The sequence below is a fragment of the Streptomyces sp. SS7 genome (genome assembly GCF_037993025.1).
Lineage (GTDB): Bacteria > Actinomycetota > Actinomycetes > Streptomycetales > Streptomycetaceae > Streptomyces.
This window is the reverse complement of record NZ_CP141223.1, coordinates 4,895,533-4,919,644: the sequence shown is the minus strand read 5'-3', so window position 1 is coordinate 4,919,644 and position 24,112 is coordinate 4,895,533. Positions and strand designations below refer to the sequence as shown.

Annotated in this window: 25 protein-coding genes; 16 read left to right on the top strand and 9 right to left on the bottom strand. The window is 71.6% G+C overall.

Annotated elements, in window-relative coordinates:
- Window positions 1–65: 65 nt before the first annotated feature.
- Entirely contained in the window at window positions 66–1,499 is a 1,434-nt protein-coding gene (locus U5640_RS22735) for an SPFH domain-containing protein (protein WP_340377610.1), read from the bottom strand.
- A gap of 110 nt (window positions 1,500–1,609) precedes the next feature.
- On the bottom strand, window positions 1,610–2,125 hold the full coding sequence (locus tag U5640_RS22730) for a hypothetical protein (protein WP_340377609.1): 516 nt from the start codon (window positions 2,123–2,125) through the stop codon (window positions 1,610–1,612).
- A 523-nt stretch (window positions 2,126–2,648) separates the two neighbouring features.
- Between U5640_RS22730 and nhaA the strand changes: the two genes are divergently transcribed.
- From nhaA to U5640_RS22675, 11 genes are all read left to right on the top strand, one after another.
- Window positions 2,649–3,959: a Na+/H+ antiporter NhaA gene (gene nhaA, locus U5640_RS22725; RefSeq protein ID WP_340377608.1), complete on the top strand. Its 1,311-nt coding sequence runs from the start codon at window positions 2,649–2,651 to the stop codon at window positions 3,957–3,959.
- Between the two features lie 132 nt (window positions 3,960–4,091).
- Window positions 4,092–4,397, top strand: coding sequence for a hypothetical protein (locus U5640_RS22720; protein WP_340377607.1), 306 nt, complete (start codon window positions 4,092–4,094; stop codon window positions 4,395–4,397).
- Entirely contained in the window at window positions 4,390–4,557 is a 168-nt protein-coding gene (locus U5640_RS22715) for a hypothetical protein (protein ID WP_340377606.1), read from the top strand. Before U5640_RS22720 ends, U5640_RS22715 begins: the two co-directional genes overlap by 8 nt.
- Window positions 4,558–4,892: 335 nt before the next feature.
- Complete coding sequence (locus U5640_RS22710; protein WP_340377605.1) at window positions 4,893–5,120, top strand: hypothetical protein; 228 nt, start codon at window positions 4,893–4,895, stop codon at window positions 5,118–5,120.
- A gap of 197 nt (window positions 5,121–5,317) precedes the next feature.
- A complete protein-coding gene (locus U5640_RS22705; protein ID WP_340377604.1) occupies window positions 5,318–5,698 on the top strand; it encodes a hypothetical protein in 381 nt (126 codons plus the stop codon).
- A 583-nt stretch (window positions 5,699–6,281) separates the two neighbouring features.
- Complete coding sequence (locus U5640_RS22700; protein WP_340377603.1) at window positions 6,282–7,166, top strand: DNA-processing protein DprA; 885 nt, start codon at window positions 6,282–6,284, stop codon at window positions 7,164–7,166.
- Window positions 7,167–7,179: 13 nt separating this feature from the next.
- A complete protein-coding gene (locus tag U5640_RS22695; protein ID WP_340377602.1) occupies window positions 7,180–7,536 on the top strand; it encodes a hypothetical protein in 357 nt (118 codons plus the stop codon).
- Complete coding sequence (locus tag U5640_RS22690) at window positions 7,533–7,928, top strand: hypothetical protein (protein ID WP_340377601.1); 396 nt, start codon at window positions 7,533–7,535, stop codon at window positions 7,926–7,928. The genes U5640_RS22695 and U5640_RS22690 overlap by 4 nt, the downstream gene beginning before the upstream one ends.
- Window positions 7,929–9,111: 1,183 nt before the next feature.
- Window positions 9,112–10,581, top strand: a complete 1,470-nt coding sequence (locus tag U5640_RS22685) for a DUF2252 domain-containing protein (RefSeq protein WP_340377600.1) — start codon at window positions 9,112–9,114, stop codon at window positions 10,579–10,581.
- Window positions 10,582–10,973: 392 nt separating this feature from the next.
- Window positions 10,974–11,771, top strand: a complete 798-nt coding sequence (locus U5640_RS22680; RefSeq protein ID WP_340377599.1) for a J domain-containing protein — start codon at window positions 10,974–10,976, stop codon at window positions 11,769–11,771.
- Window positions 11,772–11,821: 50 nt separating this feature from the next.
- A complete protein-coding gene (locus U5640_RS22675; protein WP_340385263.1) occupies window positions 11,822–12,151 on the top strand; it encodes a rhodanese-like domain-containing protein in 330 nt (109 codons plus the stop codon).
- 21 nt (window positions 12,152–12,172) lie between these two features.
- Here the strand turns inward: U5640_RS22675 and U5640_RS22670 are convergent, their stop codons facing one another.
- The 6 genes from U5640_RS22670 to paaA all read right to left on the bottom strand — a co-directional run bounded on the left by U5640_RS22670 (window position 12,173) and on the right by paaA (window position 17,100).
- Window positions 12,173–13,357 carry an acyl-CoA dehydrogenase family protein gene (locus tag U5640_RS22670; RefSeq protein ID WP_340377598.1) on the bottom strand — a complete coding sequence of 395 codons (1,185 nt, stop codon included), beginning with the start codon at window positions 13,355–13,357 and terminating at the stop codon, window positions 12,173–12,175.
- Between the two features lie 147 nt (window positions 13,358–13,504).
- Window positions 13,505–14,581: a 2Fe-2S iron-sulfur cluster-binding protein gene (locus U5640_RS22665; protein ID WP_340377597.1), complete on the bottom strand. Its 1,077-nt coding sequence runs from the start codon at window positions 14,579–14,581 to the stop codon at window positions 13,505–13,507.
- On the bottom strand, window positions 14,581–15,102 hold the full coding sequence (paaD, locus tag U5640_RS22660; protein ID WP_340377596.1) for a 1,2-phenylacetyl-CoA epoxidase subunit PaaD: 522 nt from the start codon (window positions 15,100–15,102) through the stop codon (window positions 14,581–14,583). The genes U5640_RS22665 and paaD overlap by 1 nt, the downstream gene beginning before the upstream one ends.
- The gene (gene paaC / locus U5640_RS22655; protein ID WP_340377595.1) at window positions 15,096–15,815 is read right to left on the bottom strand and encodes a 1,2-phenylacetyl-CoA epoxidase subunit PaaC; all 720 of its coding nucleotides are present in this window, start codon (window positions 15,813–15,815) and stop codon (window positions 15,096–15,098) included. Before paaC ends, paaD begins: the two co-directional genes overlap by 7 nt.
- On the bottom strand, window positions 15,812–16,099 hold the full coding sequence (paaB, locus tag U5640_RS22650; protein WP_055636201.1) for a 1,2-phenylacetyl-CoA epoxidase subunit PaaB: 288 nt from the start codon (window positions 16,097–16,099) through the stop codon (window positions 15,812–15,814). Before paaB ends, paaC begins: the two co-directional genes overlap by 4 nt.
- Window positions 16,096–17,100, bottom strand: coding sequence for a 1,2-phenylacetyl-CoA epoxidase subunit PaaA (paaA, locus tag U5640_RS22645; RefSeq protein WP_340377594.1), 1,005 nt, complete (start codon window positions 17,098–17,100; stop codon window positions 16,096–16,098). Before paaA ends, paaB begins: the two co-directional genes overlap by 4 nt.
- Window positions 17,101–17,357: 257 nt before the next feature.
- On the opposite strand from paaA, the gene U5640_RS22640 reads away from it, so the two are divergent.
- Genes U5640_RS22640 through U5640_RS22630 form a run of 3 tightly spaced genes read left to right on the top strand, consistent with a single transcriptional unit; the run spans window position 17,358 to window position 20,109 of the window.
- Entirely contained in the window at window positions 17,358–18,155 is a 798-nt protein-coding gene (locus U5640_RS22640; RefSeq protein ID WP_340377593.1) for a DUF5819 family protein, read from the top strand.
- Window positions 18,152–19,363, top strand: a complete 1,212-nt coding sequence (locus tag U5640_RS22635) for an HTTM domain-containing protein (RefSeq protein ID WP_340377592.1) — start codon at window positions 18,152–18,154, stop codon at window positions 19,361–19,363. The genes U5640_RS22640 and U5640_RS22635 overlap by 4 nt, the downstream gene beginning before the upstream one ends.
- Window positions 19,360–20,109: a TrmH family RNA methyltransferase gene (locus tag U5640_RS22630; protein WP_340377591.1), complete on the top strand. Its 750-nt coding sequence runs from the start codon at window positions 19,360–19,362 to the stop codon at window positions 20,107–20,109. Before U5640_RS22635 ends, U5640_RS22630 begins: the two co-directional genes overlap by 4 nt.
- 19 nt (window positions 20,110–20,128) lie before the next feature.
- Here the strand turns inward: U5640_RS22630 and paaN are convergent, their stop codons facing one another.
- Window positions 20,129–21,838 (bottom strand): phenylacetic acid degradation protein PaaN, encoded by a 1,710-nt coding sequence (paaN, locus tag U5640_RS22625; RefSeq protein ID WP_340377590.1) that lies wholly within the window; start codon window positions 21,836–21,838, stop codon window positions 20,129–20,131.
- Between the two features lie 159 nt (window positions 21,839–21,997).
- On the opposite strand from paaN, the gene U5640_RS22620 reads away from it, so the two are divergent.
- Window positions 21,998–23,524 (top strand): 3-hydroxyacyl-CoA dehydrogenase, encoded by a 1,527-nt coding sequence (locus U5640_RS22620; protein WP_340377589.1) that lies wholly within the window; start codon window positions 21,998–22,000, stop codon window positions 23,522–23,524.
- Entirely contained in the window at window positions 23,521–24,111 is a 591-nt protein-coding gene (locus tag U5640_RS22615; RefSeq protein ID WP_340377588.1) for a TetR/AcrR family transcriptional regulator, read from the top strand. The genes U5640_RS22620 and U5640_RS22615 overlap by 4 nt, the downstream gene beginning before the upstream one ends.
- The last annotated feature ends 1 nt before the right edge of the window (window position 24,112 follow it).

Genomic DNA, 24,112 nt, shown 5'->3' with positions numbered 1-24,112 from the left:
TCATCTGCCCTGGTGAGCCGGGCGGTCCACCTCCGCCCGGCTCACAGCACCGCCCGTAAGCGGGGTCAGCCAGTGATCTCGATCTTGCCGTTGGCCTCGGCGGAGGCCGACGGATCGGCCTGCGGAGCGGCGGTGCGCGAGGTGAGGCCCTTCAACAGCTCGGCCAGGTCGACGCCCGTGGTGGCGCTGAGGAGTTCGACGCCCTGGGCGACGTTGTCGGCGACTGTGCGGGAGAGCTGCGAGGCGCCGTCGGTGGAGATGACCGTCATCTTGTCCACGGCGCTGAGCGGCTCGGAGGCCTTGGCGACGACCTGCGGCAGCACCTCGACAAGCATCTGCAGCACGGCCGCGTCGCCGTACCGGTCGAACGCGTCGGCCTTCTTCTGCATGGCCTCGGCCTCGGCGGCGCCCCTGGCGGCGATGGCGGCGGCCTCCGCCTCACCCTCGATGCGGACGGCCGCGGCGAGCGCCGCACGCTGCGCCTTCTCGCCCTCACCGGTCAGCCGGGCCCGCTCGGCGGCGGCCTCGGCCTCCTTGACCAGCGCTATGCGTCGGGCCTCCGCCTCCTGCTCGGCCTGGTAGCGGGCCGCGTCGGCGGGCTTGCGCACCTTGGTGTCCAGCTCGCGGTCGGTCAGCGCGGCCTGGCGCTCGGCGACCTTCTCCTGCTCGGCGAGCACCTCCTGGCGTCGGGCCGCCTCGGCGAGCGGGCCCGCGGCGGCTGCTCGTGCGGCGGCCTCGTCCGTCTCGGCCTTGATCTCGGCCTGCTTGAGGGCGAAGGTCCGCTGGGCGACGGCGATCTCCTCCTCCGCCTTCAGCCGCGCCTGTTCGGCGGCGCGGCGGGCTACGGCCTCGGCGATGTCGGCCTCCTGCTTGGCGCGGGCGGCCTCGGGACGGCCGAGGTCCTCCAGATAGGAGCCCTCGGTGGTGATGTCCTGGATCTGGAAGGCGTCCAGGACCAGGCCCTGCCCGGACAGGCTGGCTTCGGCTTCCTCGGCGACCTGCCCGGCGAAGGCGGCGCGGTCGCGGATGATGTCCTCCACCGACATCCGCCCGACGATGGCGCGCAGGGCGCCGGAGAGCACCTCCTGGGTGAAGCCGACGATGCCGTCCTGCTGCATCAGGAACCGCTGGGCGGCGGCCCGGATGGAGTCCTCGGTGCCGCCCACCTTGACGATCGCGACACCCTCCAGGTGCGCCTTGACGCCTCGCAGGGTGACCGCGCCGCGGACCGCGACCGGGATGTGCCGGGAGGACAGGTCGAGGGTGAACTTCTGCTGCACGAACGGCACGACGAACACGCCGCCGCCGACCACGACCTTCTGGCCGCTGTTGTCGGTGAACACCCGGCCGGTCTCGGGATCGGTGGCCTTCTTGCCACGCCGCCCGGTGACGATGAACGCCTCACTCGGACCGGCCACCTTGTAGCGCGTGATGACGACCAGGCCGAGCAGGACGAGGAGTACGACGACTCCCACCACGGCGAAGACGACAGGACTCATGGCGCATTCCCCTCAGCCCTCCCAGGGGACGGCGGATAGACACGGGTTCACGTGAAGAAGAGGCACCGGCGGGCGGTGCGACAGTGGCGGAAGTGATGCGGTCGGCTTGCTCAGCGCTGCACGGGACGTACGGACACCGCCGTCTGAGACAGCGTCGCCTCCACCCAGACCTCGGCCCCTCGGGCCACCGGCGTCGGACTCTTCGCGGAGAGTTTCACCGGCTGCCCGGCCAGGTGGACCAGCACCTCGCCGTAGCCGTCGGCCGGAATCGCCGTGATCACGGATCCGGGGGCGCCGATCAGGTCGTCGTCGCGTGGAGCCGCACCGGACCGGTCGCGCAACAGCAAGCGGCTGAGGCGGTAAGCGAGCCAGCCCGTGGCGATCCCGGCCGGTGTCCCGATGACGGTGGCGCCGACCGCGTCCACTCCCGTGGTGCCCATGGCGATCGCACCGGAGAAACCGAGCATGGACACGAACCCGGCGATGACCGGCAGTGAGAGCAGCCCGTCGAAGAGACCGTCCAGCACGCCGACGCCGCCGAAGAGGCCTTCGAGTACGCCGTCGAAGACGAGAGACAGCGCGAGAAGCACGACTCCCGCGATGCCGAGACCGAGAAACCAGTTCATCCGCCCACACCGCCTCTCCCCCGTCTCAAGCTGTCGGCGGCTGCATGCTCACATGTGCGAGGCGGCCCCCGCATTGCCAGGGCCCGGCAGTCTTTACCTGTTTTTGATGCCGGACTCTGTCCCGGCCTCTCCGCTGGAAGACTTAGTTCAATGATCAATTAAGTTTCACTGGATCCGCACAAGATCGGGTTGCGTGCGCTACGCTCCGCCTGGCCCTATCGCCCCCGTCGACGGGGCCGATCCGGCTCCCTGCCTGTTGGGCCCCTCCCCAGGCGGAGCCGTCCCCCGCCCCGCCACCCTCCTTCAGGGTGGCGAGGTGCCGGCGTTCTGGACCATGGGCTGCGCCTGCCGGACGTCGGGGGAGCCTGTCAGATGCTCGTGCTCCCCGGCGTGCCCTGTTTCTTGCGGGGGTGCGACGGGGTAATGTGTAAAGAACGCGTCAAGAGATGCGGGGTGTGCCGGGAAGTCTGGTCGGCGTGGAAAGGGCCCATGGGCCCAGACGTCGATGCCCCGGAGGTCGCCTATGTGTGCTGCCCGTGAGCATCCGGCCTTCCTGGGCCTGCTGCCGTTGCCGGAGCGGGTGCAGGTGGCCCGGGCCCTGCGCACGGAGACGGTGGGCGGACTGGTCCTTCTGATGGCGGCCGTCGTGGCGCTGGTGTGGGCGAACAGCCCGTTCAGCGGCGCCTACGAGAGCATTCGGGATTTTCACCTCGGGATTCCCTCGCTCGGCCTGGACCTGTCGGTGGAGCACTGGACCGCTGACGGGCTGCTGGCTCTCTTCTTCCTGGTCGCCGGGATCGAGCTGAAACGCGAACTGGTCGTCGGCGAGCTGCGGACCCCGGCCACCGCGGCCCTTCCGGTGGTCGCCGCGATATGCGGCATGGCTGTGCCGGCCGCCGTCTATCTGGCCACAGCCGGCATGGCCGGAGGCAGCGGGTCCGGGTGGGCCGTGCCCATGGCGACCGACATCGCCTTCGCACTCGCGGTCCTCGCGGTGCTCTCCAGCCATCTTCCGTCCGCCTTGCGGGCCTTCCTGCTGACTCTGGCCGTCGTCGACGACTTGGGCGCGATCCTGGTGATCGCCGTCTTCTTCAGCAGCGAACTCAATCCGTACGCCCTGGCCGGAGCCTTCCTGGGGCTGGTCGTCTTCCACCTGCTTCAGCGGTATCGAGTACGCGGCTGGTGGTGGTACGTGCCGCTGGCGGTGGTGATCTGGGCGTTGACGTACAACGGCGGGGTGCATGCCACCGTGGCCGGTGTGGCGATGGGGCTGATCCTGCGCACCACCCGCGACAAGGGTGAGGAGGCCTCTCCGGGAGAGCGCACGGAGCATCTCCTGAGGCCGGTCTCGGCCGGAGTGGCGGTACCGCTGTTCGCCCTGTTCGCCTCCGGAGTGAGCGTGTCCGCTTCGGCGCTGGGCGGGGTGTTCACCCGCGCGGAGCCGCTGGGCGTGGTGCTGGGGCTTGTCGTCGGCAAGACGGTGGGGATCTTCGCCGGAGCCTATCTGGCGGCACGGTTCACCCGGGCCCGGCTGAACCCGGATCTGGCCTGGGCGGACGTGTTCGCCCTGGCGGTGCTGTCCGGGATCGGATTCACCGTCGCCCTGCTGATCGGCGAGCTGGCCTTCCCCGACCCGGCCGACGCCGGGCACATCAAGGCCGCCGTCCTGCTCGGCTCGCTGCTGGCGGCGACCGCCGCCGGCGTGCTGATCAAGCGGCGCAACGTGATCTACCGCCGCCTGTGGGAGGCGGAGACCCGGGACGAGGACGCCGACGGCGTCCCCGACATCTACCAGTCGACGGCCGCCCGCCCCGGCGCCCGCGGCGACAACTGAAGGATGGGTCATGCGCTTATCCGCCATCCCTCCAGGAACGCCGGCCCACGAACCCGGACCCTCTGATACCGCAGCACTGACCGGAAGCGCCACCGCAGCCTGCCCCATGCGTCAGCCCGCCAAGACAGCGATATGAGCGGCGCCACCGCGATCCTGCCGGTCGCCGTCATCACTGCAGCGCTGGTGATCAAGACCGCTGTCGGCGAGATCCGCAGGCCCGGCACCGCACGGCGCCAGTGGGCGTTCGCCAAAGACCGCCGGGCATGGGCGGGCGGAGTCGCGACGGCCGCAGCCACCGTCCTGCTCGGCTGGGCCGAGACCGGAGTCGGCGCAGTGGCCTGGGCGCTTCTGGTCGGCGCGCTCACCGCTCAACTGGTCCATCACGCCGCCCACCGCTCTGACACACCGAGCCCACCCGATGAGGAGCACCATGCCTGAGCGCCGCACAGCCACCGTTCTCACAACCCTCGGCGCCCTGTTCACGCTCGCCGGGGCAGCGATGTACGTCCTGCCCGGCCCCGGCTCGCCCGTCCTCGCCATCGGTCTTGCCGCACTGGCGGCCGGACTGGTCGCCGCCGCCGTCGGCCGCTCTCGCTGACGCCACCTCACTTCTACGAAAGAGCCCGTTCTTCCCATGATCTGGCACTGGACCGGCCTCGCTGTCTTCTCCCTCACCCTGCTTCCGGCAGGGATCGCCCTGCTCACCGGTCGGGTGCCGGACCGCTTGGCGCCGGCCCGCCCGCGAGGCCGGGCGCTGCTCGCCCTGTGGGCCGCGGCGCCGCTGAACACTGTCCCGCGCCTCGCCGGCGCTCCGCCGTGGGTCACTCTGACGGCAACGGCGGCCGCCGGCGCGGTGGCCGTTGCCGTATGCGCGTGGGCAGCCACCGCGACACTTCGGGCGCGCGGTGCCACTGAGGCCGCACCGTGAGAGTCATGCCGCGCCAGTGGCGCTTCGCCTGGTCGGTCGCAGTCTGGTGGGTGCTGCTGGCGCTGGTTCTGTGGCTACTGGGCCAGGCTCTGGACCAGCCCGCCTCCTTCGCGGCATGCGCAGCCTCCGCAGCGATGCTGGTCACGCTCGGGGAGGCCGGCGACTGGCTGCGCCGACGACGCAGCACCCGCCGGTCCGCCCGCCGACGCCGCTCGAACCCGGCCGGGCAGTGACCACGGGATGGGAAGTTCCTCCCGGACCTTGCGCCCCACGGCAGTCCGGTACACGCAGAGCATGCCGGGAACCTTCATGGCGACCGGGCGGCCGCCTATGGGTCAATGACGACGTCGAGGAGAGGGTGACGCGGTGAACAGGGCGGGACCGGTGTCGTGGGGCCGGGGCAACTGCAGCCTCCTGAGGAGGACCTGACATGGTCCAGGGGCCCAAGCCTCCTGCCTCCCGAAGTTCTGGACTGCGGTCAGGCGTCCTCTGGCACCGCTGCTGGGGGACGTGCGCCGCGCTGCTCGGCACCGCCCTCCTGACGATTGCCGGGGTCAGCCTGCTGATCGTGCCCGACCTGATGGCCGACGAGCGGGCCTTCCTTGCGGCCCGTCCCTGCACGGCGACGGTCGCCGACGACTGCCTGCACTCCGTCCAGGCCACGGTGCGGGGCACGGTGATACGGGAACAGCCCAAGAACTCCGAGTACACCCTCAGGCTCGACGGTCCCCGGCCCGTACCTTGTGAGCTGGACATGGCGGATCCGGCCCGCTGCTCAAGGACCTGCGTGCCGGGGAGAAGGTCACCGTGACGGTGTGGCGCGACTACGCGATCGCCGTCGGCAAGGACGGCGTGACGCAGTACTCCTCGGACCGTCATGCGCAGGCCAAGGCCAGGCCACCCGCGCACGCCACAGCACTCGGTCCCCAGCGCAGCGGCTGTTCCGTCGTCGGCCTCTTCTCCATGGCCGTCCGCTCCCTCGGGCTCGTCGATGCCGTGCCGATCCGCCGCGAACCGGGCGGCGAGGACCGGCGTGGCGCCGATAGCGTCATCACCCGTGGATGCAGATTCGCCCGTCGGCCTCCGTACGTTCCAGTATCTGCAGGGCAGGCACTGGCGCGCGGCGCAGTGCTGCAGCACGGCGTCGGGCCAGGATCCCGGTCAGAAGAATGGATCCCGCGGGCAGGACGACGGCCCCCGCGGGCAGGACGACGGCCAGGGGGCAGCACCTGCCAGCCGAAGTCGTTGCGTGGCTCCGCCATCCATGAGCCGCCACGGATGAGGGAACCCGACGGCGGTGATCCTTACGGGGCCGGCGACACGGCGAGACCGTGTGCCGCGGCTTTGCCGCTTGTTCAACCGCCTGATGCGGAGAGCCTTCCTATAATTGCGGCATGGACCAGGAACTGGAGCGCGCCGCCCTCGTCGCACTCCTGCGCCGAGGAGATCGCCCCTGGTCCGAGATCACCGACCAGGTCGAGACGGTGGGCAGCGCACGTGACGTGCTGGACAGCGCGCTCGACGCCTCCGGGCAGGGTGCCCTGTTCGACACCGAGCCCGCAGCGGACCTGGACGCCGTCGCCGCCGAGATCGCTGCCTGGGAGCGCGAGGGCATGCGGTTGGTGACGATCCTGGACGAGGACTATCCGCTCTACCTGCGGCTGGTCCATCAACGCCCACCGCTTCTGTTCCTGCGTGGCACTGCTGTGGAGAACGATCTGCGGGTCGCCGTCGTCGGCACACGCAACCCCACCCCGGAAGGCATCGCGCATGCCCGTGCCGTCGCGGGCGGGCTGGCCGAGCGGGGAGTGACGGTGGTGAGCGGTCTGGCAGCGGGGATCGACACCGCCGCCCACGGCACCGCTCTCGCCGTCGGTGGCCGCACTGTCGCCGTCGTCGGCACAGGTCTGCGCCGTGCCTACCCGGCACAGAACGCTCGCCTGCAGCAGGAGATTGCCGAGCGAGGCCTGGTGATCTCCCAGTTCTGGCCGGACGCGGCGCCCTCCAAGGCTTCCTTCCCGATGCGCAACGCGGTGATGAGCGGCTACAGCCTCGCCACTGTGGTGGTCGAGGCCGCGTACCGTAGCGGTGCGCGCATGCAGGCCCGCCTCGCCCTGGAGCACGGCCGCCGGGTCTTTCTCATGCGCTCCCTCATGACCCACGAGTGGGCGCGAGAGTACGCGAGCAGGCCGAACACAACGGTCGTCGACGGCTCCGACGACGTCTTCAGCAGGCTCGACTCCCTCGTCCCGTCCACGGGCGAGCTCACCTGGGCTTAGCGGGCGGACCCGCGTGGCCACCGTCGGCGAGCTGTCCGATCGCTACGCCAACTTCCTCGTCCACCCGTTACTGCCTGACACGGGCGTCTGCCGAGTCTGCCGCGGAACGGCGACCGCCGGCTACCCCACGTGCCTGCAGTGCCAGCAGGCCAGCAGCATCCTGGGCGAAGGCGTCGCCGATGCCGTCGTCCCGGTGAGCCTGGCGCTCAAGGGCGAGCAGTACGCCAACGAGCTGTGGCGCTACAAGAACGCCACCGGCCCGCAGCTGCAGTATTCCGCATGGGCCTGGCGGCTGTCCTGTGGCGTTTCCTCGCCGTGCACGAGAGTTGCATCGCGAACCACTGCGCCGTCCCTGGATTCGGCGTCGTGACGACGGTTCCCAGCACCAGCGGACGCGACGCCCACCCCCTGCGCACGATGACCGCCGAGATGGTCGGTGCCACCCGAGACCGCTACCGTGACCTGCTCAAGCCGGAACCGAACGCGGCCGCCCTCGGTCGTACCCCCTCACTCGATCGCTACCGATCAACAGCACTCTGGGGCGAGAACGTCCTGCTCATCGATGACACCTGGACCAGCGGCAACCACGCCCAATCCGCATCCGCAGCTCTGAAGGCCGCTGGCGCGGGCAGCGTGGCCATTGTCGTTCTGGGCCGACACCTGAACATTTCCTTCGGTGGCACGGCCACCCTCGTAGAGCAGGCAAAGCTGCGTCGCTTCTCCTGGGATGCCTGCGGCCTCCGCCCCTGGAGCCACGGATGACCCTCCTGGCTGTCCAGCCGCCCATTGATCAGTAGACGGTGTGCGGGATTTCTTGTGGTGAGGAGAGAGAGCCACTCGCGGAGATTCCGGGGACCGTTCAGGACCACAGAATTCAAACCGAAATCTACGAATGTGGGCTTGGCGGCGACGATGAAGAGGAGGTGTTCGAGTGGGCTCTTTCCTTCACATCGACACCGGGCATTTGGTTGGCAGGAAGGTCCGAGATGGATGTGCTATCTCGTTGAAATCTGCGCAAGAAATGTAAGATCCATTTCAATACTGGGGTTGTGGTGGCTGACGGTCACTCCGCCAGGGAAGTTGAGCGGATGATCAGGGCGCCGGAGGAAGCCATCCGCGGGCTGGACAAGGTGCCCAAGCACAGGATGTCAATACTGCTGGGCTCGAGGAACAGCTGTTCATGCGTGAGAAGTCTCTGCTGGCGGTTGTGTTACCCGGGCACCTATGCGGATGAACCGTGAGTGTCGTGGTGATGGTCGTGGGTTCGCCGTATGTATTCGCTGATAAAGATTTAGAAGCGGCGCAGGGAGCTCGTGCCAGGGGATTTCTCGAGCCCACTTCGCGCGGTCTGATGCGAACTGCCTGATTCTAGTGGAAAACCCCATCTGTGGTGCGCCGCGGCAATGCAACGCGCGACTTCCGCAAGCCGCTTCCGTCGGGGCGGCGTGTGGCCCGCCCGCACCCGACCCGTCCGTTCATTTCTCCCCATTGGCGTCCTGGCTACATTCATGTGGGTGCCTCATCTACGCCAGCGCCTTCGTTGCCTTCGTCCTGGAGATCCGCTCCGTAGCGGCGCGGACGCGCACAGACCGTGCTGAGTGCCCCGGGAGGGGTGCGCGTGCCCCTGGCCGGGGCGGCGGGAAACGATCTTGATCAGTGCGGGAAAAGATCTTGTGCGACTCTATTCAATGGCTGACCAGAGGGTTCCGTCGGTGCCCCACCAGACGGAAGCCCCCAGGTCTCGGACCTGGGGGCTTCCGCGTGTATGGATGCGCTCACGGTGTGTGAGGAACGTCTCAGGCTGTCGACCTCCGTGGTTTCACGTGAAACAGGACTGCCGTGACGCAGGCCACGGGCGGTACGGTCGGCTCGAATTGATCGACGTGTACGGATATGGCGCGTACGGATGTGACGCGTTGACGGAGATGCGGGGGAGGCGGTCACCGTGACCGAGGCCGAGGCGGGGGTAGTCGTGGGCGAGGCGCGTCGGCTGCCTCACGTGCGGGGATTCGCCGGGCGATTCACGGCGGGGGCGGCGGACGAGGCCGCGGCGGCGGCCGTCGGGGGAGCCGGCGCCGGTACGCCGAAGGAGCGGGGCAAGGCGCTCCGGGACGTGGTCGCGCGGTCCTCGCACGCCTTGCTCGACCTGGACGCCTCCCGCCCGGACGCGGTGACGGCGGTCGAGGAGTCCAACCAGGGGCGTATCCCGGAGCTCACGCCGATACGGGTCGGACGGATGACGGCCACCCCGTTCGCGTTCCTGCGCGGCTCGGCGGGGCTCATGGCCCATGACCTCGCCCGCACCCCGATGACACGCATCGGCGCTCAGATCTGCGGTGACGCCCACGCGGCCAACTTCGGTCTGTACGGGGACGCCCGCGGCGGGCTCGTCATCGACCTCAACGACTTCGACGAGACGGTCCACGGCCCCTGGGAGTGGGACCTCAAGCGGCTCGCCGCCTCCCTGGTGCTCGCGGGCCGGGAGGCCGGCGCCGACGAGGACACCTGCCGCCAGGCCGCCCACGGCGCGGCCGGCTCCTACCGCCGCACCATGCGGCTGCTGGCCCGGCTGCCCGTGCTGGACGCCTGGAACGCGATCGCCGACGAGGAACTCGTCTCCCACACCGACGCCCACGACCTGGTCGGCACGCTGGAGCGGGTCTCGGAGAAGGCGCGGGCCAACACCAGCGGGCGGTTCGCGGCGAAGTCCACCACCCGCACCGAGGACGGCGGTCACCGCTTCGTCGACGCCCCGCCGGTGCTGCGCCGAATCCCGGACGAGGAGGCCGCCGCCGTGGCCCTCTCCCTGGAGCCGTACCTGGCCACCCTCTCCGAGGACCGCCACCCGCTGCTGTCCCGGCACGCGGTCCACGACGTCGCCTTCCGGGTCGTCGGCACGGGCAGTGTCGGCACGCGGTCGTACGTCGTGCTGCTCCTGGACCACCGGGGCGAGCCGCTCATCCTCCAGGTGAAGGAGGCCCGCCCCTCGGCGCTCGTGCCGCATCTGCTGACCGCCGGCTTCGAGACGCCCGCCGTCGATCACGAGGGGCGTCGGGTGGTGCTGGGCCAGAAGCGGATGCAGGTCGTCAGCGACATCCTGCTGGGCTGGACGACCGTCGAGGGCCGGCCCTTCCAGGTGCGGCAGTTCCGCAACCGCAAGGGCAGTGTCGACCCGGCCGCGCTCGCCGCGGACCAGGTCGACGACTACGGCCGGATGACGGGCGCCCTGCTGGCCCGCGCCCACTCGCACAGCGCCGACCCGCGGCTGATCGCCGGCTACTGCGGCAAGAACGAGGAACTCGACGAGGCGATCGCCGACTTCGCCGTCGCCTACGCCGACCGCACCGAGGCCGACCACACCGACCTGGTGGCGGCGGTTCGGGCGGGGCGGATCGCGGCGGAGACGGGGGTCTAGGACCGGGACACCGACGACGAGGTCGGGGCGGGGGTCCCGGCCGAGTCGAACGGCCTGTCCGTGAGCCGTGGACGACCGGGCGGTGCTCGTCGTGGCCTCGGTGTGCGGCGGATGCGGTGGCCGGGTCTTCTCCCGGGAGGTCAACACGTCCGCGGCCCGCCGGGAGTGCCGCGGTCGCCGGAGTCGTGCGTTCCTCCGGGCAGCGAGGAGTCCTGGTGCGAGGACTGCTGGGAGGAGGACGTGGCCGGTGTCGCCGAGTACCCGTGCGGCGGTGAGCGGAGTCGGCGGTCGCCTTCAGTCCGGGCGAGGACGGCCCGTCTGCTGAGCCTGTCCCAGCCGGTCGGGGGCGGTGAGCCGCCTCGGGTCGTGCGGGCTTGGCCTAGGCTGGTCGGGTGACGACCCCCGAAGCTGAGCAGTCGCGGCCCGAGGAGCGGCTGGAGCAGGCCGTGCGGGCCGCCGAGCAGGCGTTGATCGAGTTCGAGATCGCGGTGGAGACCTTCCGCGTCGAGGTCGAGAACTTCTCGCGGCTCCACCACCAGAAACTCGGCCCCATGTACACCCGGCTCGACGAACTGGACGCACAGATCGCCGAGGCGAGGGCGGCCCGCTCCGGCGACCCCGAGGACCTGCGCCAGGCCCGCGAGGCGCGGGCCCGGGTGCAGCCGATGCCGGGGGTCGAGGAGCTGTTCCACGGCTGGATGGACGGCGAGGGGCTCTTCCCCGAGGCCGTGGCGATGCTCACGGAGCAGCCGGTGCAGCCCCCGGAGCGGGTGCGGCCCAGCGAGGAGGTCCGCAAGCTCTACCGCGAGCTGGCCCGCAAGGCTCACCCCGACCTCGCCCAGCAGGACGAGGAGCGGGCCCGGCGCGAGGAGTTCATCACGCGCGTCAACGCCGCCTACGCCCGCGGGGACGAGGCCGCGCTGCGTGAGCTGGCCGAGGAGTGGGCCGCGGGCCCGCCGCCCGCCGAGCGCCGGCCGACCCCCAGCGAGGAGCTCTATGCCCGGCTGGAGTGGCTCGCCGAGCGCAAGGAGCTGCTCGCCCTGGTCGCCCGCAACCTGGAGGAGAGCGCCATCGGCTCCATGCTGAAGATGGCCCCGGACGACCCCGACCGGCTGCTGGACGAGATCGCCGAGCAACTGCTCGCGGACGTCGCCAAGAAGGAGGCCGAGCTCGCCGGGCTCGTGGGGTAGCCGGGGCGGTCACGTCCGGTAGCGTCGGGGGCATGAGTTTTGGAACTGGGGTGCCCACGGTCGAGGTCGGCGAGGTCGGGGACGGTGACTTCCTGCTGGACGTCCGTGAGGACGACGAGTGGCAGGCGGGTCATGCCGAAGGGGCGCTGCACATTCCCCTCAGTGAGTTCGTCGCCCGCTACGGCGAGCTGACCGAGGCGGCCCCGCAGGACGGGCGCGTCCATGTGATCTGCCGGTCCGGCGGCCGCTCGGCCCAGGTCACGATGTACCTCGTCCAGCAGGGCGTCGACGCGGTGAACGTCGACGGCGGCATGCAGTTCTGGCAGGCCGTGGGGCGGCCCGTGGTGACGGACGGGGGACAGCCGGGAGCCGTTCTCTGACCTGACGGTCGGCCGGAGCCTTCAGCCGACGAGCGGGTGGGCGGCCAGCAGGTCGCCCAGGGCCTCCTCGTGTGCCGCCGCCGGTCCGAGCGACAGCTCCAGATGCTTCGCCCAGGCGTGGTAGCGGTGCAGGGGGTAGTCCACGTCGGCACCGAACCCGCCGTGCAGGTGCTGTGCCGTCTGCACGATCCGCCGTACCCCTTCCGAGGCCCAGATCTTGGCCACGGCGACATCGCCGGAGGCGGGCAGCGCGCCCGGCGCCCCGGAGGCGATCCGCCAGGCGGCCTGCCACAGGGTGACCTCCATGGCGCGCAGATCGATGTAGCGGTCGGCGGCCTGCACGGCGACCGCCTGGAACGTGGCGATCGGGTGCCCGAACTGCTCGCGCTTGCTCGCGTAGTCACCGGTCATCCGCAGGACCCGGTCGCCCAGACCGAGCGCCAGCGCACAGGTTCCGGTGGCGAGCAGCTGCCGCAGCCACTCCCCGGCGCCCTCGGCGGTGAGGACGTACCGGGCCGGGACCCGCGCCGACTCCAGGCGGAGTTCGCCGAGCCGCTCGCCGGTGGTGGAGATCTGCTCGGCGAGGACGACCCCCTCCTGCTCCCGGGCGACCACGGCGAGGACGTCACGGACGTCGTGGCCTTCGTGGTCGTCCCCGGTGCGCGCCGGCACGAGGACGTAGTCGGCGTCATACGCCCAGGGCACCGCCGTCTGCACCCCGTCGAGGATCCACGCGTCGCCGTCCCGGCCGTCGGTGCCGCCGTCGCCGGCCCGCCGGGCGGTCACCGCGAGTTCGGCCGCGTCGTGGCCGGTACGGCCGTGGGAGGCGGCCGTCAGGACGGTCCGGCCCCGCCCGGCCGACGCGAGCAGTTCGTCCCGCAACTCAGGCCCGCCGTAAGCCTGTACGGCCGCGGCTGCCGCGGTGCTCTCCAGCAGCGGTACCCGCGCCAGCACCTTCCCGGCCTCCCGCAGCACCAGACACAGCGCCACGGCGTCCAGTCCGGCCCCGCCGTACTCCTCGTCGAGCAGCAGGCTCAGCAGGTCCGCCGAGGCGAGCCTGTCCCACAGGGCCCGGTCGAAGCCGTCGGCCACCGGGCGGCCCTGGGTGAGCGCGGGGCTCGGTACGGCGTCGGGCGCGACCCCGGCGAAGACCCCGCGGGCCGCCTCGGCCGCCGCCTGCTGCTCCTCGCTGAAGGTGAAGTCCACGGCCTGTCCTCTCCGAGGGGTCGGCTGATCCGGCGGAACTCCAATGGCTGCGCCTGGATCTGACGGTCCGTCAAGATAGAACAGGTTCTAGGAGAAGGGAACGCCTGCGGCGAGGGCGCGACGACGGCACGCCCGGGGCCCCTCGCCTCACCGGTCGAAGTCCACCTCCACCGCCTCCGTCACGGGATGCGACTGGCAGGCCAGCACATACCCGGCCTCCGTCTCCTCCGGCTCCAGCGCGAAGTTGCGGTCCATGCGCACCTCTCCGGAGACCAGGAAGGCCCGGCAGGTCCCGCACACCCCGCCCTTGCAGGCATAGGGCGCGTCGGGCCGGTTGCGCAGCACGGTGTCCAGCACCGACTCCCCGTCCCGCACGGGCCAGCTGCCGCCCCGGCCGTCGAGCCGGGCCGTGACCGTGGCGTGCGCGGGCGCCGACGCGCGGGCGGGGGGCGCCGCCTCGTCCACGTGGAAGATCTCCTCGTGGATCCGGGAGCGGGCCACCCCCAGCTCGCGCAGGGTCTGCTCGGCCCCCTGCACCAGGCCGAACGGCCCGCACAGGAACCAGCCCGCCACCTCCGGCACCGGCAGCAGCGCCGGCAGCAGGCCGGTCAGCCGCTCCCGGTCCAGCCGGCCCGACGGCAGCCCCGCCTGCTGTTCCTCCTGCGAGAGCACGGTGACCAGCTGGAGCCGGTCGGGAAAGCGGTCCTTGAGGTCGGCGACCTCCTCCAGGAACATCGTCGAGGCGGCCGTACGGTCGCCGCGGATCAGACAGAAGCGGGCCTCGGGTTCACGCGCCAGCAGGGTCGAGACGATCGACAGCACGGGGGTGATACCGCTGCCGCCGACGATCGCCGCGTACAGCCCGGGTGCCGGGTCGAGCGTGAACCGGCCCGCCGGGGTCATCACCTCCAGCTCGTCACCGACGGCGATCTCCTTCAGCGCGTACGTCGAGAAGGCGCCGCCCTCCACGAGGCGCACGCCCACCCGCAGGGTGCGCGGTCCCTCGCCGGCCGGGTCGGGTGCGGCCGAGCAGATCGAGTAGGTCCGCCGGATCTCGGTGCCGTCGGCCGTGCGCCGCAGCGCGAGATGCTGGCCGGCCGCGTGCCGGTACTCCTCGCGCAGGGCTTCGGGGACGGCGAGGGTGAGGGCGACGGAGTCGTCGGTGAGCCGGTCCACCGCCGCCACCGGGAGCGGGTGGAAACGGGCCGTCACGGCTCGGGCCATCACAGCTCCTTGAAGTGGTCGAAGGGTTCACGGCAGGCCAGACAGCGGCGCAGCGCCTTGCAGGCGGTGGAGGAGAACCGGCTGAGCAGCTCGGTGTCGGCTGAGCCGCAGTGCGGGCAGCGCACCGGGTCCTCGTCGCGTGTCCTGGTGGGGCCCAGGGCGAGCGCGACCGGCCCGCTCTCCCGGGTGGTCCGGGGCGGCGCTATGCCGAACTCCCGCAGCTTGCGGCGGCCTTCGTCGCTGATGTCGTCGGTCGACCAGGCCGGGGCCAGCACGGTGCGCACGGTGACGTCCTGGACACCGCGCTCCTGCAGCGCCCGGCGGATGTCCGCGGCCATCGCCTCGATCGCCGGGCAGCCGGTGTACGTCGGGGTCAGCTCGACCTCGACCGCGCCGGCGTCCTGGACGCGTACACCGCGCACCACGCCGAGCTCGCTCAGCGTCAGCACCGGCAGCTCCGGGTCCGGCACCGAACCGGCCAGTGCGAGCAGCTCCGCCTCCAGCGCGGTGGCCGTCACCATGACGCCCCCGGGTGGCTGCGGTGCAGGTGCTGCATCTCGGCGAGCATCCGGCCGAACGGCTCGGTGTGCAGCCCCTGCCGGCCCGCGCCGGCCGTCCAGGCGCCGGACTGCGCTCCCTCGGGGACGGTGAGACCGGCCCGCCGCAGGACCGCGCCGACCGCCTCCAGCCAGTGCCCGCGCAGCGCCGCGGGGTCGGTACCGAGGCCCTCCACGGGCTGGAACATCTCGCCGGTGAACCGCCACAGCGCGGTGCACGCCGCGCGCATGCGCTCATGGCTGAGGTCGGTGCCGTCACCGAGCCGCAGGGTCCACTGCTCGGCGTGGTCGCGGTGGTAGGCGGTCTCCTTGACGGCCTTGGCGGCGAGTGCGGCGAACGGGCCGTCACCGGCGGCCAGTTCGGCGTACAGCAGGTGCTGGTACGTCGAGAAGTACAGCTGGCGGGCGATGGTGTGGGCGAAGTCGCCGTTCGGCTGCTCGACGAGCTGGAGGTTGCGGAAGGCGCGCTCCTCCCGCAGGTAGGCGAGTTCGTCCTCGTCACCGGCCATCGACAGCAGGATGCGGGCCTGGCCGAGCAGATCGAGGGCGATGTTGGCGAGGGCGACCTCCTCCTCCAGCACGGGCGCGTGGCCCATCCACTCGCCGAGGCGGTGGGAGAGCACCAGGGCGTCGTCGCCGAGGGCGAGGGCGGCGGTCACCGGGACGGTCGTGGTCACAGGTGCTGCACCCCTTCCGGGATCTCGTAGAAGGTGGGGTGCCGGTAGGGCTTGTCGGCGGACGGTTCGAAGAAAGGGTCCTTCTCGTCCGGCGAGGAGGCGGTGACGGCCGAGGACGGCACGACCCAGATGGAGACGCCCTCGCCGCGGCGGGTGTACAGATCGCGGGCGTTGCGCAGGGCGAACTCCGCGTCCGGCGCGTGCAGGCTGCCGGCGTGGGTGTGGGAGAGGCCGCGCCGGGAGCGCACGAAGACCTCCCACAGCGGCCAGTCGGTGTTCGTCATGCCCGTCCCTCTTCCTTTTCTGTCCTTCCGCCGGTGTGCGCGGATGCCGTGCCGCTGTGCCGGGCGGCGTGGGCGGCGGCGGCCTCCCTGACCCAGGCGCCCTCGTCATGGGCCTGCCTGCGCTGGGTGATCCGCTGTTCGTTGCAGGGGCCGTTGCCCTTGATGACCTCCTTGAACTCCGTCCAGTCGATCGGGCCGAAGTCGTGGTGCCCGCGCTGTTCGTTCCACCGGAGGTCCGGGTCGGGCAGGGTGAGGCCGAGGGACTCCGCCTGCGGGACGCAGATGTCGACGAAGCGCTGGCGCAGCTCGTCGTTGGAGTGCCGCTTGATCTTCCAGGCGGTGGACTGCGCGGAGTGCGCGGACTCGTCGTCGGGCGGGCCGAACATCATCAGCGAGGGCCACCACCAGCGGTCCACCGCGTCCTGCGCCATCGCGTGCTGCTCGGGGGTGCCGCGGCTGAGGGCCAGCAGCAGTTCGTACCCCTGGCGCTGGTGGAAGGACTCCTCCTTGCAGATGCGGACCATCGCGCGGGCGTACGGCCCGTAGGAGCAGCGGCACAGGGGGACCTGGTTGGTGATCGCGGCGCCGTCCACCAGCCAGCCGATCGCGCCGACGTCCGCCCAGGTCAGCGTGGGGTAGTTGAAGATCGAGGAGTACTTCTGCCGGCCGGAGTGCAGCTTGTCGAGGAGTTCGTCGCGGCCGACGCCGAGCGTTTCGGCGGCGCTGTAGAGGTAGAGCCCGTGACCGGCCTCGTCCTGGACCTTGGCCATCAGGATGGCCTTGCGGCGCAGGGACGGCGCGCGCGTGATCCAGTTGGCCTCGGGCTGCATTCCGATGATCTCGGAGTGGGCGTGCTGGGCGATCTGCCGCACGAGCGTCGCGCGGTAGGCGTCGGGCATCCAGTCGCGGGGCTCGATGCGCTCGTCGGCGGCGACGGCGGCGTCGAAGGTGCGCTGGTACGCCTCGTCGTCGGCCGTGCGGGGCGCGGTAGCTGTCGCCATGGGTTCCCCCTCTGTCTTCCCGTCTGTCTTTTCCCGGCTGTCGTCCGGCTGTGCTCCGGGTCGTCTGCCCGGGTCGCTCCCGACCGATCGTTCGGTCTGTGCCATTCCATGGTGGGGCGGCCGTCGTAAGGTGTCAACCGCTGTGGATAACCTGCGGGCGGGGAGGGGCTGCGCCGAGCGGGTGGGGCTGAGTACCGTTCGCGATTGCGCGACGCAGCAGGCACGGCAAGTCGACCGGGATCGGGGAACGGGGCGGAATGGACGCGTACGACAAAGGGCCCGACGCCGCACGGGGCCCGGGCGCGGCGGACGAACCGGAGGCCGGTTCCCCGCCGGCGGCCGCTCCGCCCCTCGGTGCCCCGGCCCCGGCGGACCCGCTCCAGGACGACGCTGCGCCCCCCGAGCCCCGCACCGGTGTGGCGGCGCTCTCGCCCCGCTACCAGATAGGCGCCGCGGTCGCGCTCGCCGTCGTCGCCGTCGCCGTCTGCGTGCACCTGGGCATGGTGTTCCTGCACGTCGCGCCGTCGAACACGGTGACGAAGGCGCACGGCGAGGCGATAGACAACTGGGTGTACCCGGAGTTCGAGCAGAACTGGAAACTGTTCGCACCGAACCCGCTCCAGCAGAACATCGCGGTCCAGGTCCGCGCCGAGATCCGCACCGCCGAAGGCCGCTCGCGCACCACCGGCTGGTACGACCTGTCCGCGCAGGACGGCCGCGACATCGACCGCAACATCGTGCCGAGCCACACCCAGCAGAACGAGCTGCGCCGCGCCTGGGACTTCTTCACCGCCACCCACGGCTCCGACGACCGCCCCGTCGGACTGCGCGGCGACCTCTCCGAGACCTATCTGCGCCGGATCGTCGAGCTGCGCCTGGAGCGCGGCGGAGCCCTCGGCGCGGACGGGGCGCTGGAGCGCATCCAGGTCCGCTCCCGGACCGTCAACGTGGCCCCGCCGAAGTGGAGCACGGAGAAGGTGTCGACGACGCCGGCGTACCGGGTGCTGCCCTGGTGGACGGTGCCGGCCGCCGAGGACCGGGAGGGTGTCTCGTGAACCGCCTCACCCTGACGGTGTCCTCCGCCATCGCGCGCGTGACCGGGTCCGCGCACGGCCCGTACCAGAGCGCCGTGATCCGGATCGGCTTCAGCGCGACCTGGCTGCTGTTCCTGCTGCGCGAGCTGCCCCACCGCGCGGAGCTCTACGGCCCCGACGGCCCCTGGAGCTGGATCCTCGCCCGGCAGCTGATCGACAGCAACGGCGCGTTCACGGTGCTGATGTGGTCGGACGGACGGGTCTGGTTCGAGCTCGTGTACGCGGTCGCCGTCCTCGCGAGCGCCCTGCTCCTGGTGGGCTGGCGCACCCGCACGATGTCGGTGCTGTTCATGGTCGGCGTGCTCTCGCTGCAGAACCGCAGCGTCTTCATGGGCGACGGCGGCGACAACGTGCTGCACCTGATGTCGATCTATCTGGTGTTCACCCGCTGCGGCCGGGTGTGGTCCCTGGACTCCCGCCGGGCGCGCCGCACCGAGGCGGCACGCGCGCGGGGCGAGCGGGTCACCGACCGGGTCGGGCCCGCCCTGTGGCTCGTGCTCGGAGCCGTGCTGAGCACCCTGACGGCGACGGGCGGCCTCCACAGCCAGTGGACGATTCCCGCGCTCCTGTGGGCGGCCTGGGCCGGGCAGGCGCTGTGGTGGCTCGTCGGGCGCCGCACCGGGTCGGCTGAGCCCCGGATCCTGCTCGACGTGATCGGCAACATCCTGCACAACGGCGCCCTGGTCGTGATCATGGCCGAGGCCTGTCTGATCTACGCGACGGCTGGCTGGTACAAGATCCAGGGCTCGCGCTGGCAGGACGGCACCGCCGTCTACTACCCCCTGCACCTGGACTACTTCTCGCCCTGGCCCGCGCTCGGCGGCCTGCTGTCGAGCAGCGGCACGATGGTGATGCTGGTGACGTACGGCACGGTCGCCGCCCAGGTCGCCTTCCCGTTCACCCTGTTCAACCGCCGGGTGAAAAACGTGCTGCTCGCGGTGATGATGACCGAGCACGCCGCGATCGCCGTGATCCTGGGCCTGCCGTTCTTCTCGCTGGCGATGATCGCGGCGGACGCGGTCTTCCTGCCGACGCCCTTCCTGCACCGGCTCGGGGCCTGGGCGCTGCGCGGGCGGGAGCTGGTGTTCTCGCGCGACGGCCGCGCCCCGGTGCCGCACCAGCGCACCCCGGAGACGTCCGAGGCCCCCCACGTAGGCTCCCCCACATGACCGACCCCGTCAGCACCTGGCACCGCCTCGCCGACTCGCACGTCCTGCTGGACGGATTCCACGCCCTCAAGCACGCCGTGCGCTTCGAGGCGCGGGTGCCGGTCGCGGTCACCGCGGACCGGCCGGCGGCGCTCGCCCTGGCCGACGAGCTCGCCCCGGACGTACGGGACACGCTGGACGCCCTGCTGACGGAGGTCCCGGCGACGACGTACGCCGCGCTGGTGCCGCGCCCGCATCCCACGGCCGTGGCCGCCCTGGCCGTACGGCCCGCCCGCGAGGCGCAGCTGGCGAGGCTCGCGCGGCTGCCGCGCACCGCGCCCGTCGTGGTCCTCGACAACCCGCGCAACCTGGGCAACGCGGGGGCGGTGATCCGGCTGGCCGCCGGTTTCGGGGCGACCGGGGTGGTCACCACCGGCACGCTCGACCCCTGGCACCCGACCGTGGTGCGCGGCGGGGCGGGACTGCACTTCGCGACCGCCGTGGAGCGGCTGTCCGTGCCCGAACTGCCCGCCGGCCCGCTGTTCGCCCTGGATCCCGAGGGCGAGGACCTGCGGGGCGTCGTGCTCCCCGACGACGCCCTGCTGGCCTTCGGCTCGGAACGCAGCGGCCTGTCCGGCGCGCTGCGCGCCCGTGCCGACCATCTGCTGTCCCTGCCCATGCGCCCCCAGGTCTCCAGCTACAACCTGGCGACGAGCGTGGCGATGACCCTGTACCACTGGAGCAGCGGCGCGACCGGCGCCCCGTGAGGGGCGCCGCCCCGGACCCTCAGGCGTCCCGGCGCACTTCGACGACCCGGAACCGGTTCGCCACGAACGCCCCGTCGCACAGGGCGGAGTTGGCCGCCGGGTTGCCCCCCGAGCCGTGGAAGTCGGAGAACGCCGCCGTCTGGTTGACGTACACCCCGCCGGTGAGGTTGAGCGACAGCTGCGCGGCCTCCGCCAGGCAGACCTCCTCGACGTCCCGCTCGAACTGCGGGTCGGTCGTGTAGGCCCCGACCGTCATCGCCCCCTTCTCCCGCACCGTCCGCCGCAGCAGCGCCAGCGCGTCCGCCGTGGAGTCGACGGCGACGGCGAAGGAGACCGGCCCGAAGCACTCGCCCATGTAGGCGGCCTCGTCGTCCGCCCCGTCCCAGTACTTGCGCGCCCCGTCCAGCTTCACGATCACCGGGGTGCGCACGATCGCGTCCGGGAACTCCGGGTTGCTCACCTCGCGGGAGGCGAGGGCGACCTCGCCGAGGTCGGCGGCGGCCTCCAGGCGGGCCTTGACATCCGGGTTGACGATGGCGCCGAGCAGCGCGTTCGCGCGCACGTCGTCGCCCAGCAGACCGTCGACGGAACGGGCGAGGTCGGCGACCACCTCGTCGTAGGTCTTCTGGCCCTGGTCGGTGCGGATGCCGTCCCGCGGGATCAGCAGGTTCTGCGGGGTGGTGCACATCTGGCCGCTGTACAGGGACAGCGAGAACGCCAGGTTGGCGAGCATGCCCTTGTAGTCGGCGGTGGACTCCACGACGACCGTGTTGACGCCGGCCTTCTCGGTGTAGACCTGTGCCTGCCGGGCGTTGGTCTCCAGCCAGTCGCCGAAGGAGGTCGAGCCCGTGTAGTCGATGATCTTGATCTCGGGACGGGTCGCCAGGGTCTTGGCGATGCCCTCGCCCGGCCGCTCGGCGGCCAGCGCGACGAGGTTCGCGTCGAAGCCGGCCGCGGCGAGCACCTCGCGGGCCACGGCCACGGTCAGCGCGAGCGGCAGCACCGCGCGCGGGTGGGGCTTGACCAGGACCGCGTTGCCGGTGGCCAGGGAGGCGAACAGGCCCGGGTAGCCGTTCCACGTGGGGAAGGTGTTGCAGCCGATCAGCAGGGCGATGCCGCGCGGGACGGGGGTGAAGGTCTTGGTCATCGCGAGCGGGTCGCGCTTGCCCTGCGGCTTGCTCCACTCCGCCGTGCCGGGCGTGCGGACCTGTTCGGCGTACGCGTACGCGACGGCCTCCAGGCCGCGGTCCTGCGCGTGCGGGCCGCCCGCCTGGAAGGCCATCATGAACGCCTGGCCGGAGGTGTGCATGACGGCGTGGGCGAACTCGTGCGTCCGGTCGGCGATCCGCTTGAGGATCTCCAGGCAGACCACCGCGCGGACCTCCGCGCCCGCCTCGCGCCAGGCGCGCTGACCTGCCGTCATGGCGGGCAGCAGCACGTCCGGGTCGGCGTGCGGGTAGGTCACGCCCAGGGCGATGCCGTAGGGGGACGTCTCCTCGCCCACCCAGTCGTCGGTGCCGGGCTGGCCGAGGTCGAGCCGGGTGTTCAGGACGGCGTCGAAGGCGGCCTTGCCGGCCGCCGCGTCCAGGCTGCCGTGCTCGCCGTAGGCCTTCGGGTGCTCCGGGTGGGGGGACCAGTACGCGCGGGTGCGGATCGCTTCCAGGGCCTGGTCGAGGGTGGGCCGGTGCTGGGCGATCAGATCGTGCGCGGTCGGTTCGGCGGCGGCCATGCGGGACCAACTCCTCGTCTTGAGAACTCTCCGTCGAGCTCGTGAGCTGGCGGAAACCTGGGCGGGAACAGCCAGTCAGGGCTAGAGTAACCGAACGATCGGTCGGGACAAGGGGGCCTGCCGCATCTGTGGAAAACCCCGTGCGGGAGGATCGCGCACATGACAGCACTCGACCTCAGCAGCCCCGTGGCCGTCGTCGGCACCGGCACCATGGGCCAGGGCATCGCCCAGGTCGCGTTGGTCGCGGGCCATCCCGTACGACTGTTCGACGCGGTCCCCGGCCGGGCCCGCGAGGCGGCCGCCGCGATCGGCGCCCGCCTCGACCGGCTAGTGTCGAAGAACCGGCTGGCCGCCTCCGACCGGGACGCCGCCCGGGCCCGTCTGACGGCCGCGGAGAGCCTCGCCGACCTCGCCGACTGCGGGCTGGTCGTCGAGGCCGTCCTGGAGCGCCTGGAGGTCAAGCAGGAGCTCCTGCGCGGCTTGGAGGACGTGGTCGGCGAGGACTGCCTGCTCGCCACCAACACGTCGTCCCTGTCGGTGACGGCCATCGGCGGTGCCCTGCGCAACCCGGGCCGGTTCGTGGGCCTGCACTTCTTCAACCCGGCGCCGCTGCTGCCGCTGGTCGAGGTCGTCTCCGGGTACGCCACCGACGTCACGTCGGCCACGCGCGCGTACGAGACCGCGCGCTCCTGGGGCAAGACCCCGGTCGCCTGCGCCGACACGCCCGGCTTCATCGTCAACCGCATCGCGCGGCCGTTCTACGCCGAGGCGTTCGCGGTCTACGAGGCGCAGGGCGCCGACCCGGCCACCATCGACGCGGTGCTGCGGGAGTCCGGCGGGTTCCGGATGGGCGCCTTCGAGCTGACCGACCTGATCGGGCAGGACGTCAACGAGTCCGTCACGCACTCGGTGTGGCAGTCCTTCTTCCAGGACGTGCGCTTCACGCCCTCGCTCGCCCAGCGCCGCCTCGTCGAGTCCGGCCGCCTCGGCCGCAAGACCGGCCACGGCTGGTTCGACTACCGCGACGACGGCGCCGGGCCGCAGGGCGCCGAGCCGCACACCGCGGAGAAGCAGCAGGCGCCCGCCCACGTCCTCGCCGAGGGCGACCTGGGCCCCGCCTCCGAGGTCCTCGCGCTGATCCGCGAGGCGGGCATCCAGGTCCGTGAGGACGAGGAGGACCACGGCACCCGGCTGGTGCTTCCCTCCGGCGGCCAGCTCGCCCTCGCCGACGGCCAGACCTCCGTGGAGTTCCGCGACGTCGTCTACTTCGACCTCGCCCTCGACTACCGCAAGGCCACCCGGATCGCCCTGTCCGCCTCCCAGGACACCTCGCAGCAGACCCTGTCCGAGGCGATCGGCCTGTTCCAGGCGCTCGGCAAGGACGTCAGCGTCATCGGCGACGTCCCCGGGATGATCGTCGCGCGCACGGTCGCCCGGATCGTCGACCTCGCGCACGACGCCGTCGCCAAGGGCGTGGCCACCGAGGAGGACATCGACACCGCGATGCGGCTCGGTGTGAACTACCCCCTCGGCCCCTTCGAGTGGAGCCGGCGCCTCGGCCGCATGTGGGCCTTCTCCCTCCTGGACGACCTGCACGACCGCGACCCCTCGGGCCGCTACGCGCCCTCCCTCGCCCTGTACCGGCACTCCTTCGCCACCGAGAAGCGGGAGGGCGGCGCCTCATGACCACCGCCAAGCGCGACACGTACACCCCGGAGACCCTGCTCTCCGTCGCCGTCCAGGTCTTCAACGAGCGCGGCTACGACGGCACGTCCATGGAGCACCTCTCCCGGGCGGCCGGCATCTCCAAGTCGTCGATCTACCACCATGTGTCCGGCAAGGAGGAACTGCTGCGCCGGGCCGTCAGCCGTGCCCTGGACGGTCTGTTCCAGATCCTCGACGAGGAGCACGCGTGCGTGGGGCGCTCGGTGGAGCGCCTGGAGTACGTCGTGCGGCGCATGGTCGAGGTCCTCATCGGCGAACTGCCGTACGTCACCCTGCTGCTGCGCGTGCGCGGCAACACCGACACCGAGCGGTGGGCCCTGGAGCGGCGGCGCGACTTCGACCACCGGGTCGCCGACCTGCTGAAGGCGGCCGCCGCCGACGGGGACGTGCGCGGGGACGTGGAGGTGCGGCTCGCCACCCGGCTGGTCTTCGGGATGATCAACTCGATCGTCGAGTGGTACCGGCCCGGCGGCCGGGGGATGGCCGAGGGCGACGTGGCCGACGCGGTGGTGCGCCTGGTCTTCGCCGGTCTGCGCACCGAGCACTGAC